16 protein-coding genes are annotated in these 12898 nt (G+C 70.3%); 7 read left to right on the plus strand and 9 right to left on the minus strand.

Translation table 11 applies throughout. From position 1 onward, the window contains the following. Positions 1-81 precede the first annotated feature (81 nt). The 4 genes from Hbl1158_RS02260 to Hbl1158_RS02275 all read left to right on the plus strand — a co-directional run bounded on the left by Hbl1158_RS02260 (position 82) and on the right by Hbl1158_RS02275 (position 3795). Positions 82-1644 (plus strand): D-aminoacyl-tRNA deacylase, encoded by a 1563-nt coding sequence (locus tag Hbl1158_RS02260; RefSeq protein ID WP_234298455.1) that lies wholly within the window; start codon positions 82-84, stop codon positions 1642-1644. A 169-nt stretch (positions 1645-1813) separates the two neighbouring features. Further along, positions 1814-3007: a cell division protein FtsZ gene (gene ftsZ / locus Hbl1158_RS02265; RefSeq protein ID WP_234298456.1), complete on the plus strand. Its 1194-nt coding sequence runs from the start codon at positions 1814-1816 to the stop codon at positions 3005-3007. A gap of 156 nt (positions 3008-3163) precedes the next feature. After that, the gene (locus Hbl1158_RS02270) at positions 3164-3337 is read left to right on the plus strand and encodes a protein translocase SEC61 complex subunit gamma (RefSeq protein ID WP_234298457.1); all 174 of its coding nucleotides are present in this window, start codon (positions 3164-3166) and stop codon (positions 3335-3337) included. Positions 3338-3339: 2 nt separating this feature from the next. Further along, positions 3340-3795: a transcription elongation factor Spt5 gene (locus Hbl1158_RS02275; protein WP_234298458.1), complete on the plus strand. Its 456-nt coding sequence runs from the start codon at positions 3340-3342 to the stop codon at positions 3793-3795. A 114-nt stretch (positions 3796-3909) separates the two neighbouring features. Here Hbl1158_RS02275 and Hbl1158_RS02280 read toward each other — a convergent pair whose 3' ends face one another. Next, on the minus strand, positions 3910-4206 hold the full coding sequence (locus Hbl1158_RS02280) for a hypothetical protein (RefSeq protein WP_234298459.1): 297 nt from the start codon (positions 4204-4206) through the stop codon (positions 3910-3912). A gap of 97 nt (positions 4207-4303) precedes the next feature. Between Hbl1158_RS02280 and Hbl1158_RS02285 the strand changes: the two genes are divergently transcribed. Continuing rightward, positions 4304-5065: a PHP-associated domain-containing protein gene (locus Hbl1158_RS02285; protein WP_234298460.1), complete on the plus strand. Its 762-nt coding sequence runs from the start codon at positions 4304-4306 to the stop codon at positions 5063-5065. A 30-nt stretch (positions 5066-5095) separates the two neighbouring features. On the opposite strand, the gene Hbl1158_RS02290 is transcribed toward Hbl1158_RS02285, so the two are convergent. Next, on the minus strand, positions 5096-5602 hold the full coding sequence (locus Hbl1158_RS02290) for a metal-dependent hydrolase (RefSeq protein WP_234298461.1): 507 nt from the start codon (positions 5600-5602) through the stop codon (positions 5096-5098). A 78-nt stretch (positions 5603-5680) separates the two neighbouring features. Next, positions 5681-6199 (minus strand): CinA family protein, encoded by a 519-nt coding sequence (locus Hbl1158_RS02295; RefSeq protein WP_234298462.1) that lies wholly within the window; start codon positions 6197-6199, stop codon positions 5681-5683. Positions 6200-6274: 75 nt separating this feature from the next. Here Hbl1158_RS02295 and Hbl1158_RS02300 point away from each other — a divergent pair, with 75 nt between their 5' ends. Both Hbl1158_RS02300 and Hbl1158_RS02305 read left to right on the plus strand, forming a co-directional pair. Further along, positions 6275-7375 (plus strand): pyridoxal phosphate-dependent aminotransferase, encoded by a 1101-nt coding sequence (locus Hbl1158_RS02300; protein ID WP_234298463.1) that lies wholly within the window; start codon positions 6275-6277, stop codon positions 7373-7375. Between the two features lie 228 nt (positions 7376-7603). Continuing rightward, entirely contained in the window at positions 7604-8809 is a 1206-nt protein-coding gene (locus Hbl1158_RS02305) for a TRC40/GET3/ArsA family transport-energizing ATPase (RefSeq protein ID WP_234298464.1), read from the plus strand. A 9-nt stretch (positions 8810-8818) separates the two neighbouring features. On the opposite strand, the gene Hbl1158_RS02310 is transcribed toward Hbl1158_RS02305, so the two are convergent. The 6 genes from Hbl1158_RS02310 to Hbl1158_RS02335 form a co-directional block, all read right to left on the minus strand. Then, on the minus strand, positions 8819-9124 hold the full coding sequence (locus Hbl1158_RS02310; protein ID WP_234298465.1) for a hypothetical protein: 306 nt from the start codon (positions 9122-9124) through the stop codon (positions 8819-8821). Between the two features lie 4 nt (positions 9125-9128). Continuing rightward, complete coding sequence (locus tag Hbl1158_RS02315; protein WP_234298466.1) at positions 9129-9956, minus strand: SDR family oxidoreductase; 828 nt, start codon at positions 9954-9956, stop codon at positions 9129-9131. Between the two features lie 141 nt (positions 9957-10097). Continuing rightward, positions 10098-10985: an endonuclease V gene (locus Hbl1158_RS02320; RefSeq protein ID WP_234298467.1), complete on the minus strand. Its 888-nt coding sequence runs from the start codon at positions 10983-10985 to the stop codon at positions 10098-10100. Between the two features lie 3 nt (positions 10986-10988). Beyond that, on the minus strand, positions 10989-11957 hold the full coding sequence (locus Hbl1158_RS02325) for a rhomboid family intramembrane serine protease (RefSeq protein ID WP_234298468.1): 969 nt from the start codon (positions 11955-11957) through the stop codon (positions 10989-10991). A 105-nt stretch (positions 11958-12062) separates the two neighbouring features. Further along, a complete protein-coding gene (locus Hbl1158_RS02330; RefSeq protein WP_234299562.1) occupies positions 12063-12233 on the minus strand; it encodes a hypothetical protein in 171 nt (56 codons plus the stop codon). A gap of 124 nt (positions 12234-12357) precedes the next feature. Beyond that, positions 12358-12891, minus strand: coding sequence for an inorganic diphosphatase (locus tag Hbl1158_RS02335; protein WP_234298469.1), 534 nt, complete (start codon positions 12889-12891; stop codon positions 12358-12360). Positions 12892-12898 lie beyond the last annotated feature (7 nt).

Consider the following 12898-nt stretch of genomic DNA (forward strand, 5'->3'; position numbering starts at 1 on the left):
GCGCCCCCGTCTCACGACTCGCTCCGTCCCGCTCCGCCGGAACCGACGCGTATTCGAGTCACCGACCGCTATCCGTCGGTAGTGATCGGTATCGTCGTCTCCCGCGCGGACCGCGCCTCGACCCACATCGCCGAGCGCCTGCTCGCGCTCGCCGACTGGACCGAACGGACCGACGACGACCGCGCCGACGCCGACGGCGGCGGGACGTACCACACGCTCGACCCCGCGACTGCGACCGAAGCCGTCGCCGACGCGGACCGGGACGGCGCGGTCGCGGTCGACACCGGCGACTGCCCCACCCGCTTCGAACTCCGCGTCTTCGACGAACTGCACATCCGCCTCGGCGACCCCACGCCCGCGTTCTCCGAGCGCCCCGACTACCTCGTGTTCGTCTCGCGCCACGCAGGCGACACCGGCCCCCTCCTGACGTGTCACTTCACGGGCAACCTCGGCGAGGCGGAGTACGGCGGCGAGTCGCGCTCGCTGGCCCCGACGTGTCCGGGGGTCCAGCGCGCGCTCGTCGCCGGCTTCGACGACCACGCCCCCGAGGGGTACGAGGTGGCGATCGAGGGGACCCATCACGGCCCGACCGACCTCGCGACGCCCGCTGTGTTCGCTGAACTCGGCAGCGACGACGAGCAGTGGGACGACCCGGCGGGCGCAACCGCCGTCGCTCGCGCCGTGCTCGATCTCCCCGCCCGGGACGCGAGCGTCGCCGTCGGCGACCCCGACCGACCGCGTCACCTCGTCGGCTTCGGCGGCGGTCACTACGCCCCGCGGTTCGAGCGAGTGATTCGCGAGACCCCCTGGGGGGTCGGCCACGTCGCCGTCGACTGGCAACTCGAGGAACTGGGTCACCCCGAGGAACACGGCGACGTGCTCGAGGCCGCGGTCGCCGCCAGCGACGCGGACCACACGCTCGTCGAGGGCGAGCGCCCCGCCCTCCGGGACGCGCTGGCCGACCGCGACGTGCGAGTGGTGAGCGAGACGTGGGTCCGCGCGGTCGGCGACCGGCCGCTGGGGCTGGTGGCGTCCCTGGAGTCGGATCTGTGTCCGGTCGAGGACGGCCTCCGGTTCGGCGACCGCGCGCCCACCGGAAACTCCGGGGACGCCGGGAATACTGGGAACGCTGGGGACGCCGGGGATTCCGCCACGGCGGACGACGCGGTCGCCGGCGAGGCGGCCGCCGACGGCTACCGCATCGTCGACCTCCCGGCCGAATTGCTCGCGGCGGCGCAGGGCGTCGACGCCGAGGCGGCCAGGACCGCGGTCGACGCCCACGTGGTCGCCGTCGAGACCGAGCAGTCAGGGAGCCGCCCCGCGGGACGCGCGGCGGTCCCCGCGCACGGCGACGATACGGTCGCCGACGCCGCGGACACAGACGCCGCCGGTCCCGACGCGTACGACGCGCTCGTCGACGATCTCGCGGCGATACTACGCGGGACGTACGACGAGGTCGTCCGCGAGGACGGCGCGGTGGTCGCGCGCGTGGAGTCGTTCGACCCCGAGCTGGCGGCGACGCTCGGCGTGCCCGAGGGGCCGAAGTTCGGCGCGCTCTCGGCCGGCGAGCCGGTCGAGGTCGACGGCGAGACGGTCCCGCCCGAGGCGGTCAGCAGGGAACGAGAGGAGCGCTTCCCCGTCTGAGCACTCACCCCTCCGCCCGGATCCGTTCGGGTCCGGTCCGGTCGGTCCGTTATCGCCGGCCGGGTCCGCCGGCCGAGTTCCGACGAGACGACGACGGGACGGCGTCTGACACGTGCACGACGCGAGGGGAAGGATAATAACTCTCCGTCGGCAACGCACCCGCATACCTATGGATTCCATCGTCGAGGACGCGATTAACGAGGCCGAGGAGGAGGCCGGGGAGCCGGGGGACGACGGCGCTCCCGCGGGCTCCGACTCCGCTGGGGGAACCGCCCCCGACGCCGGCGGCTCGCCGGACGCCGACGGCGACGCCCCCCGGACGGGGAAGATGACCGACGAGGAACTGCAGGACGTCCTCAAAGACCTCCAGACCAACATCACGGTCGTCGGCTGCGGGGGGGCCGGCGGCAACACGGTTAATCGGATGTTCGAGGAGGGGATCCACGGCGCGGACCTGGTCGCGGCCAACACCGACGTGCAGCACCTCGTCAACATCGAGGCCGACACGAAGATCCTGATGGGCCAGGAGAAGACCCAGGGTCGCGGCGCTGGCTCGCTCCCGCAGGTCGGCGAGGAGGCCGCCATCGAGTCGCAAAACGAGATCCGCGAGTCGCTCGAGGGCTCGGACATGGTGTTCGTCACCGCCGGCCTCGGCGGCGGCACCGGCACGGGCTCGGCCCCGGTCGTCGCGAAGGCGGCCCGCGAGATCGGCGCGCTCACCATCGCCATCGTCACCACCCCCTTCACCGCCGAGGGCGAGGTGCGACGGACGAACGCCGAGGCGGGGCTCGAACGCCTCCGCGACGTGGCCGACACCGTGATCGTCGTCCCCAACGACCGCCTCCTCGACGCCGTCGGGAAGCTCCCCGTCCGCCAGGCGTTCAAGATCTCCGACGAGGTGCTGATGCGCAGCGTCAAGGGCATCACCGAGCTGATCACCAAGCCCGGCCTCGTCAACCTCGACTTCGCCGACGTCCGCACCGTCATGGAGAAGGGCGGCGTCGCGATGATAGGCCTCGGCGAGTCCGACTCCGACACGAAGGCCCAGGAGTCCGTCCAGTCGGCGTTGCGCTCGCCGCTGCTCGACGTGGACATCTCCGGGGCGAACTCCGCACTGGTGAACGTCACCGGCGGCTCGGACATGTCCATCGAGGAGGCCGAGGGCGTCGTCGAGGAGATCTACGACCGGATCGACCCCGACGCGCGGATCATCTGGGGCACCTCGATCGACGAGGAACTCGAGGGGCAGATGCGGACGATGATCGTCGTCACGGGCGTCGACTCTCCCCAGATTTACGGCCGCAACGAGGCCGCACAGGTCGCCGCCGGCGACAACCTCGAGGACATCGACTACGTCGAGTAACCCGGCCTCCACCCCCGTCCGCCTCGGAGTCGACGGGTCGGCCGGGCGGGACGCCCCGTCGCCCCGCCGTTCCAGTTCTCCTCTTCGGCTCGCACCCGCCACGCACCGCCCCGGAGCAACAGATATAGAAGGAGCCGCGGAGTACGACCGATCAACATGGATGTCAAGTACGACCTGACAAGCTACGTCAGGGTGCTCAAGCTGGCGAGCACGCCCTCTTGGGAGGAGTTCTCCCAGATCTCCAAGATCGCCGGCGCGGGCATCTTCCTCGTGGGCTTTCTCGGGTTCGTCATCTTCGCGATCATGACGACGCTCACCGGAGGGATCTGAGCGTGCCCATCTACTCGGTGAAGACGACGGCCAGCCAGGAGCGCACCGTCGCGGACATGATCGCCAGCAAGGAGATGGCCGGGATCTACGCCGTGCTCGCGCCCGATCAGCTCACCAGCTACGTGATGGTCGAGGCCGAGGACGACGCGGTCATCCGGCGCGTGTTGGAGGAGGTGCCTCACGCCCAGGGGCTCGTCGAAGGACCCGGCGGCGAGGCCGGCCAGTCGTCGATGTCGGAGGTCGAGCACTTCCTCTCGCCGACTCCCGACGTGGAGGGGATCGCCGAGGGCGACATCGTCGAACTCATCGCCGGCCCGTTCAAGGGAGAGAAGGCGCAGGTCCAGCGCATCGACGAGGGCAAAGATCAGGTGACCGTCGAACTGTACGAGGCGACGGTTCCCATCCCGGTGACGGTTCGCGGCGACCAGATCCGCGTGCTCGACAGCGAGGAACGATAGCGCCCTCGCCGTCGACAGCGACCGATCGGACTGCCTTCGACCGGATCGCGACCGATCGGACTGCCTTCGACCCGACCGGTCCCGAGCGGATCGCCCGGAACGGCACCAACCGGATCAGACCGTGTCGTCGATCCGCTCCACGACGCTCTCGATGTCGGCTCGGTCCTCGATCTCGGCTTTGATCGACTCGCGCTCGCGGATCGCGTCGGCGTCGGCGTCGTACGCCCGGACGAACTCCGCGCGCGTGTGCTCGTCGAACGCGTGGCGGATAGCGAAGTACCCCTCCGGGACGACCGTCCCGCAGACCCGGCACTCGTGACGGGCGTGGGCGGTCGTCTGGTGGACGATCGCGTCCTCGACGCCGTCGAACGCGGCGTCGCAGCCCTCGATCCCGCAGGCCCACCGTGGCATATCCGATTCCAGTTCAGGGGCCCGCATAAGCGTTCCCGTGACCCGCCGGTCGCCCGGAAACGCAATTCCTAACGGTGATCCGGGCGACGACAGCGGTGTGAGCGACCGACGGACGCGGGTGGACCCGCACGTGAAGATCCTCGACGAGCGCGTCGTCGAGCGCGCCCGCGAGTCGGGGATCGAGACGCTGGTGTACGCTCCGCACTTCGTTCGACTCCCCGAAATCCGCGCCCGTGCCGAGCGGTTCTCGACCGACGCGGTGACCGTCGTCCCCGCCCGCGAGGTGTTCACCGGCGACTGGGGGAACCGGCGACACCTGCTCGCGATCGGGCTCGACGAGCCGGTGCCCGACTTCATCACCTTCGAGGCGGCGCTGGCGGAGTTCGACCGACAGGGTGCGGCCGTGCTCGTCCCCCACCCGGGATTCATGAACGTGAGTCTCATCCGCGCGGAGGTGGGCGCGTACCGCGACCGGATCGACGCCGTCGAGACGCACAACGCGAAGCTGTTCGACCGGCACAACCGACGGGGCGTTCGCACGGCCGAAGCGTTCGACATCCCGGGGTTCGGCTCGTCGTACGCGCACCTCCGCGGAACCGTCGGCTCCGCGTGGACGGAGTTCGAGGGCGACGTGACCGACGAGGAGTCGCTCGTGACGGCGTTTCGAGAGCGGACGCCCCGGTCGGTGGTGAACCGTCGCGACCCGGCGACGCGACTGCGTCGGCTGGCGGAGTTCGCCCACCTCGGCTACGAGAACTCCTGGGGGAAACTCGACCGACTGTTCCTCTCGGGGATGGAGGCGACCCATCCGCGCCACATCGCATACGACGGCCGATTCGACGACGTGGCGGTGTACTGATACCGACGGCGCGATCCGGTTCGCTTCCCGTCAGACCGGTAGCCCGGTGAGCATGGCCGCGACGGCCTCGCGCGGGGTCCCGGTGTTCAGGTCGACGACGAAGAACTGGAGGAGCGCCAGCGCCGCTAACTCCGCGAGCGTGATGACGACGGTGAACGCGTCCGCCCACTTGCTGGAGGTCGTCACGCCGATCGGAAGCCCGTACTCCGTCGACGACAGCGGGTAGAACAGCGCGATCCCGCGCTTGCTCCCGACCACGTCGAGCAGGTAGTGCGTGGCGACGCCGATCCAGACGAACTGGAGGTTGCCGAAGTAGATCGGGTACGCGACGATCACCGCCAACACCGGGAGGTTGTGCAGGGTCTTGCGGTGCTTGCCGAAGGCGGTGTCCACGTCCGGGAACAGCGCGCCGAGCACCAGCGGGACGAACAGCTCCGCGATGGTGACGAACGTCTCCACGTCGCCGGCGGGTTGGAGAATGTACGCCAGTCCGATCGCCAACAGGATCGCGTTCAGCACGTGGCCCTTCTTGTTCACGCTCCGCCGTGCCGTCTCCATCGACCAAACCGTTTCGGGTCTCGGACCCGAGCGCGCCGAGGGCTCGTGACGAGTCCGTTACTCGTGGTCCGCGACGGCGTCGAGTAGGTCCCGCAGCGCCCGCCGCGCGATCTGAGCTTTGATCTCGGCCCGCGTTCCGTCGAACTCGTACCGTTCGACGGCCGCTCCGCTCTCGCCGGTTCCCCACTCGCCGCGGCGGGCGACTCCGACGTAGACGGTGCCGACGGGCTTCTCCTCGCTTCCCCCGGCCGGTCCGGCGATCCCCGTCGTCGAGACGCCCCAGTCGACGCCGGCGGTGTCGCGGACGCCGCGAGCCATCGCGAGCGCGACCGGCTCGGAGACGGCTCCCTCGCGATCGAGGTGTTCACGGGGGACGGCTAGCTCCTCCAACTTCGCGTCGTAGCTGTAGGTGACGATCGAGCGATCGAAGTAGTCGCTGGAGCCGGGCACGTCCGTCAGCAGCGACCCGATCAGGCCGCCCGTACACGACTCGGCGGTCGCGACCGTCGCGTCGGCCTCGCGGAGGGCGTCGCCGACGCGCTCCTCGACGGTCGGGTCGGATGCGAACTCGCGCATACCGGCGGCTCGCTCGCCGTCGGCTTAACACCGCGGGAGTGAAGGAGCGACGGCTCCCAGTACCGCCGACAAGCCGTGAACTACGAGCGCCCGAAGTTCTTTCACGTGATGGAGTACGCCCGGTCGGCCGACCGCGACGTGGTGGATATGGTGTCGGGTAACCCCGACTGGGAGCCGCCCGCGCCGCTGCGCGAGGGCCTCCGCGAGTACGCAGACGCCGACTCCGAGGCGTTCCAGTATCCACCCAGCGAGGGGCTGGTGGAACTGCGCGAGGAGATCGCCGCTCGCCGCAACGTCGACTCCGACCGGATCGTCGTCACCAACGGCACCGGCGAGGCGAACTACCTCGCGATGGCGGCGGCGCTCGATCGCGACGCCGGATCGGAGGTGCTGCTCACCGACCCCGTCTACCCGTACTACCCCGGGAAGACGGAACTGCTCGACGCGGAGGCGACGCTCGTGCCCGCCGAGCGCGACGGCTCGCTTGACCCCGAACGCTTCCGCGCGGCCGCGAGCGAGGACACGGCCCTGATCCTCGTGAACACGCCGAACAATCCCACGGGAGCCGTCTACTCGCGTGAGACGATGGCGGAGCTCGCGGCGATCGCCGCGGATGTGGACGCGACGCTCGTCGCCGACGAGGTGTACGATCACTTCGATTTCACGGGTGCGTTCGAGTCGGCGCTGACGCTCGACTCCGACCGGGTGATCGTCACCAGCGGCTTCTCGAAATCGCTCGCGATCACCGGGTTCAGAGTGGGATACGCGGTGCTTCCCGACCGGTTCGTCGACGCCGCGAAGACGCGCCACATGCTGGTGAACGTCGCGACCTCCCGCCCGCCGCAAGTGGCCGTGCTTCGGGCGCTGCGAGAGACGGGCCCCGACTACTACGCCGACGTTCGGGCGATGCTGCGCGAGCGCGTCGAGACGTTCACGGACGCGCTCGAGGCCGCCGGTGCGGAGTACTCACGTCCCGACGGGGCGTTCTACGTCCTCGCGCGCTTCGACGGCTTCCCGGGCACCATGGAGAACGCGAAGCGCCTCGTCGACGAGGCGGGCGTCGCGGGGATGCCCGGCGAGACCTTCGGCTCGGCGCGCGACGAGTGGCTCCGATTCGCCCTGGTGACCCCCCGCGTCGAGGAGGCGGCGACGCGGCTGACCGACTACTTCGCGTAACGGGTAGACGGACGCGACGACCGACGGACGTGGCGGTCGCCCGACTCGGTGCTCGGCCCCGGGCGCTCCGACTGCACGCGAGGGACTACGCGGACTGTGGGTCGTCGGCGGCGACCCGAGGCGTCCGACGGTGCTGGCCTCGGTATCGTACTTCAACCTTCGTCGTCCGCGTCGCGTCGGGAGACCGGGACCAACGGATAGACAAGCGTCCGAACCGCACCTCCGCCAATGAGCGACATCGACGTGGAGGCCGTCGACGAGATCGACGACGGGGACGACGGAGACGACGGGGTCGACGACTCGGGTGCGGACGGCGACGCGCCCGTCTCCGACCCGTCACGGATGGGCGCGGAGATCGACATGACCGGCGCGTCCGACCTCGCCGATCCCGACGCCCCGGAGTACGTCCTCTACGGCGGGAAGGGGGGTGTCGGGAAGACGACGTGTGCGGCCGCGACCGCGCTCGCGAGCGCGGCCGACGGCGCGGCCACGCTCGTCGTCTCGACGGACCCGGCTCACTCGCTGTCGGACACGCTCGACGCCGAGATCCCCGCCCGTCCCTCGCGCATCCGCGAGGACGTGCCGCTGTACGCCGCCGAGATCGACCCCGACGCCGCGATGGAGGAGGGGATGTTCGGCGCGGGGATGGCCACCGGAGCGGGGGAGGACGGCGGCGTCGGTGGCGAGGGGGCACCGGGCGACGCGAACCCCCTCGGCGGCCTCGGGGGAATGGGGGAGGCGATGGGCGACTCGCCGCTGGGCGGGATGCTCGGAGGCACCATGCCCGGGGCCGACGAGGCGGCCGCGATGCGGCAACTGCTCGAACATCTCGACGACCCGCGATTCGACCGGGTCGTCGTCGACACTGCGCCCACGGGCCACACCCTCCGGCTCCTCCAGTTGCCGGAGATGCTCGACTCGATGGTCGGCCGGATGATGAAGCTCAAACAGCAGTTCTCCGGGATGATGGAGGGGATGAAGGGGATGTTCGGAATGGGGGACGGGTCCCCGGAGGAACCGGACCTGGACGAGCTCCGCGAGCGGATCACCCGACTGCGCGAGACGCTGCAGGACCCCTCGAAGACCGATTTCCGGGTGGTGATGGTGCCCGAGGAGATGAGCGTCGTCGAGTCCGAGCGGCTCGTCGAGCGTCTGGGAGAGTTCTCCATTCCGGTCAACACGCTCGTCGTCAACCGCGTGATGGAGGACCCGCGGGAGGTCGCGGAGTTCGACGAGGGCGTGGACCCGTCGTGGATCGTCACGCCGAACCTGGAGGACTGCGAGTTCTGTCAGCGCCGGTGGGAGGTCCAGCAGAACAGCCTCGCGAGGGCGAGCGACCTCTACCGCGGCCGCGACGTGAAGCGCGTCCCGCTGCTCGCCGACGAGGTGCGCGGGGAAGACGCCCTCGGCGTCGTCGCCGCCTGTCTGGCCTGACAGGGACGATTATGAGTCGTCGCGCTCGGGCTCGTCGGCCAATTCCCTCGCGAGTTCGAGCGCCGCGGCGACGTGCTCGTCGGCGGTCTCGTCCTCGGTCTCGCCGGCCTCGCGGAGCAGCCGGACCACGTGACCGGCGCGCTCGCGGACGGTGTCCGGGTCGGCGGGTCGCTCCGCGAGGTCGCGTGCGACGGCCTCGGCCTCGCCGAGGCGGGCGCTCGCGGCGCGGGCGACCGGGCGTTCGGCGGTCGCGGCGAGGTGCTCGTACAGCGCGTCGAGGCGGTCGTCGCCGTCGTCGGAGTCGGCGTCCGTCACGGGCTCACGACAGCCTCGACGCGAACGACCACATCGCGTCGGCGATCCGCGTCGGGACGAGTCGGCCGACCTCGGCGACCGTCGCGAGCGGTCCGACCGGGTAGCGCGCGGGCGGCTTCGTCGAACTCGCGGCGTCGACGACGTCCTCGGCGACGCGCTCGGGCGTGACCGAGACGAACCCGCCGTCGCCGCCGATCGCGTCGTAGTCGTCGAGCATCTCGTAGAACGACTCGTACGCCCCCGAACGGTCGAGCCCCTCGACCTCCGAGGCGACGCGGTCCTCGAAGCCGGTGTCGACGGGACCGGGCTCGATCAGCGAGACGGAGATCCCGTACTCGCGGACCTCGTTGCGGAGGGCGTCGCTCATCGCCTCCAGCGCGTACTTCGAGCCGCAGTAGACGCCGCCGCCGGGGAACGAGACCCGCCCCGCCGCCGACGAGACGTTCACGATCGCGCCGTCCTCGCGGCGACGCATCGCGGGCAACACCTCGCGGATCAGTCGGTGGGGGCCGTACACGTTCACCTCGAACTGGTCGCGGACGGCCTCGGTCGGCACGTCCTCGACCGGGCCCATCTGGCCGTAGCCGGCGTTGTTGACGAGCGCGTCGATGCGCCCCTCCTCGTCGAGCATCCGGTCGACGACGCGCTCGATGTCCGCCTCGTCGGTCACGTCGAGCGTCGCGATCCGGCAGTCGTCGCGCTCGCCCAGCGTCTGGATGTCTGCGGGGTTGCGCGCCGTCGCGTACACGGTCCACTCCTCGTCGAGGAACGCCTCGGCGCTCGCTCGGCCGATCCCCGAGGAGCACCCCGTGATGAGCACGGTTCTCGTCATGTCGGTGGCCTCGGCGGCCCCGCAGTTAACTCCCGCCGTCTCGTCGCCGAGCGACCCGGTAGCCGTCGCGGGTCGGTCACCGTCCTCGTCGCCGTCGGCGGTCCGGTGCGGCCGCCGTCACTCCGTGGCCGTCACTCCGTGTCACTCGCGGTCGTCGCCGGCGACCTCGCGCTTCGCCTCCTCGGCGTACGCGTCGGCGAGCCGGGTCGGCTCCGGGAGTTTGTACTCGCCGCCCAGGGACGCCACGATGTCGGTCGCGGTGTCGGCGCTCACGCGGTGGCCCGGACTCACGTACAGCGGATTGATCACCGGCGAGGAGTCGTACTGTCGCGACTGGTAGGCGTGGCCGATGACGGTGCCTGCGGGCGCGTCGACCCGGTCGTCCGCCCGGATAGGCGTCCGCCAGCCCGCGGGTCTGCCGTCCACGTCGCCGTCCGGCGTCCCACACAGCAGCGACTTCGCGACCCCGACCGCGGGCGCGTCGAACAGCACCCCGACGTGGGTGGCGATCCCGGCCTGCCGAAAGTGGATCCGGCCGCTTCCGTCGAGGACGTACAGGTCCGGGTCGGTCGCAAGCGTCGCCAGCGCGTCCACGATCGGACCGCCCTCGCGGAAGGCGAGCAGTCCCGGAACGTACGGGACCGAGAGGTCCGTCACCGCGTACGTCCGCTCGACCACCTCGCCGCCTCGCAGGACGACGACGGCGGAGACGGCGCGGTCGTCGAGAAACGCCTGGTCGACGCCGGCGACCAGCGGCGGTTCCGGTGCGGGATCGCTTCCGGACCCGTTGCCGGTGGACGAACTGAGTCCGGAACCGTCGCCGGAATCGTCGCTGCCGGCGTCGAAGTCGTCGAGGGCGACGGGATCGTCGCGACCGGCGGTGTCGTCACCGACTCTCACGGTCGACGGATCGATCGGGAGGTCGTCCGAGAAGCGGGCGGCCTCGGCGATGTCGCGCTGGAGCGACTCCATCCCGTCGCGGTCGAGCGCCGGGTCGGGAAGGAACTCGGGCCGGACCGGATCGGGCATCGGTCAGAACCGCCCGCGCCCGGGACCCCCGGGACCGCCGAGGCCGCCGCCTCCGCCCCCGCCGCCGATCTGGTTGGGGACGCTCCGACGGCCGTCGGCGACGTTCGCGTAGACGACGCCGAGCACGAGCCCCGAGAGGTGCGCCGCGTGGGCGATGCCGCCCGCGCCGCCCAGGATGCTCCCGGTCGAGACGACGCCGAACAGCGAGAAGCCGGCGTACAGCAGCGTCATCGTTCGGATCTTCAGCGGGATCGGCGGGATGAGCAGCATCACGCGCAGGTCGGGGTTCACGATCGTCAGAAAGCCCATCACGGCCATGATCGCGCCCGACGCGCCGAGCACGCCGCCCGACGGGGGCGCGCCCAGCAGCACGCCGACGAGGATCTGCGACAGCCCGGCGACCGCGCCGGTGACGAGGAACATCCCGGCGAACCGCTTCGAGCCCAGGTAGCGCTCCACCAGCGGGCCGAAGAAGTACAACGCGATCGAGTTGCCCGCGATGTGAAAGAAGCCTCCGGGGTCGTGTGAGAACACCGACGTGAGGATCGTCCAGACGTACCCCTGCCGGAGCGCGCTCTCGCTGAGGACGAAGACGTCGGAGAACGCGCCGCTACCGAGCGTGAACAGCACCGCGAACTCGGCGGCGAACGTCACCCAGATGACCGCGAGGAACACGTACGTCATGTTCCCGCGGAACGCGCCGAGCAGACCGCCGGTCCCCCGCTCCTGGTCGATCCGCGACCGGACGCGCGAGCCGATTCCGCCGCCGGAGCCGCCGGATCCGCCGGATACGCCGCCGTCGACGGAGTCCTCGAAGCCGGAGTCGAACACCCCGCCGGGGTCGTCCCACTCGTTCAGCCCCGGACACTCGTGATTCTCGGGGAGGCGGTGCTCCGCACAGAACGACTGGCCGCACCGGTGGCACTGGTACGGGAGGTTCTCGTACTCACCACACTCCGAACACTGCGCCATTGCCCGCTCTTACTGTGGACGGCTTAAATGCCTGCCCCTCACGGCGTTTCGGGGGGACCGATCTCCGGGCGATCGGGGGGTCGCGACGCTCGACAGACCGGGGCCTCAGGCGTCGCGACCGGCGTCCTCGTCGTGCTCCCCGTCGGCCGCTTCGTCGCGGTCGGCGTCGGAGTCGTCGGAGCGAGCGTCGTCGCGGTCGGCGTCGGAGTCGGGGACGAAGTTCGTCGGGACCACGGTGGTGTGGTCGATACCGACGGTCGGCTGTTTCGCGGCCATGTTCAGTCACTACTTGCCGGTTCTCTCACTAAAGATTACCCATGCTCATAACTAATGCGAGATCGCGGGGCGATACCCGGGGCTAATGCGGGGCGATGAACGCGGAGAAATCGGACGGTGGCCGTTACGCGATCTGCTCGTCGTAGAGGTCCTGCGCGTGCTCGATGGCGTCCATCGCGGCCTGCTTGTCCTCCCAGCCCAGGGTCTCGACCTCTTTGCCCTCCTCGAGGTTCTTGTAGGTCTGGAAGAACTCGTCGATCTCGTCGAGTTGCTGCTGCGGGACGTCTTCCAGGTCCTCGATGTGATCGTAGCGGGGATCCTCACTCGGGACGGCGATGACCTTGTCGTCCTGCTCGCCGTCGTCGTCCATCTTCATGAGCGCGACCGGGCGGGCCTCGATGACGCAGCCGGGGAACGTCTGATCTTCGACGAGCACGAGCACGTCGAAGGGGTCCTCGTCGTCGTAGTACGACTGCGGGATGAAGCCGTAGTCCGACGGGTAGTGGACGTTCGAGTGGAGGACGCGGTCGAGCATCACGCCCGGGATGTCCTTGTCGTACTCGTACTTGTTGCGCTCGCCCTTCAGGCACTCCACGACGGCGTAGATCTCCTCGGGGGCGTTCGGCCCCGTCTCGAGGTCTTCCCAGAGGTTCGTCATGCGCCTG

It is taken from the genome of Halobaculum sp. CBA1158, assembly GCF_021431925.1.
GTDB lineage: Archaea > Halobacteriota > Halobacteria > Halobacteriales > Haloferacaceae > Halobaculum.

Coding starts and splice junctions, on each gene's coding strand:
- ftsZ (WP_234298456.1), top strand. CDS start 1,814: ATGGATTCCATCGTCGAGGACGCGATTAACGAGGCCGAGGAGGAGGCC.
- Hbl1158_RS02270 (WP_234298457.1), top strand. CDS start 3,164: ATGGATGTCAAGTACGACCTGACAAGCTACGTCAGGGTGCTCAAGCTG.
- Hbl1158_RS02280 (WP_234298459.1), bottom strand. CDS start 4,206: ATGCCACGGTGGGCCTGCGGGATCGAGGGCTGCGACGCCGCGTTCGAC.
- Hbl1158_RS02295 (WP_234298462.1), bottom strand. CDS start 6,199: ATGCGCGAGTTCGCATCCGACCCGACCGTCGAGGAGCGCGTCGGCGAC.
- Hbl1158_RS02305 (WP_234298464.1), top strand. CDS start 7,604: ATGAGCGACATCGACGTGGAGGCCGTCGACGAGATCGACGACGGGGAC.
- Hbl1158_RS02315 (WP_234298466.1), bottom strand. CDS start 9,956: ATGACGAGAACCGTGCTCATCACGGGGTGCTCCTCGGGGATCGGCCGA.
- Hbl1158_RS02320 (WP_234298467.1), bottom strand. CDS start 10,985: ATGCCCGATCCGGTCCGGCCCGAGTTCCTTCCCGACCCGGCGCTCGAC.
- Hbl1158_RS02325 (WP_234298468.1), bottom strand. CDS start 11,957: ATGGCGCAGTGTTCGGAGTGTGGTGAGTACGAGAACCTCCCGTACCAG.
- Hbl1158_RS02330 (WP_234299562.1), bottom strand. CDS start 12,233: ATGGCCGCGAAACAGCCGACCGTCGGTATCGACCACACCACCGTGGTC.
- Hbl1158_RS02335 (WP_234298469.1), bottom strand. CDS start 12,891: ATGACGAACCTCTGGGAAGACCTCGAGACGGGGCCGAACGCCCCCGAG.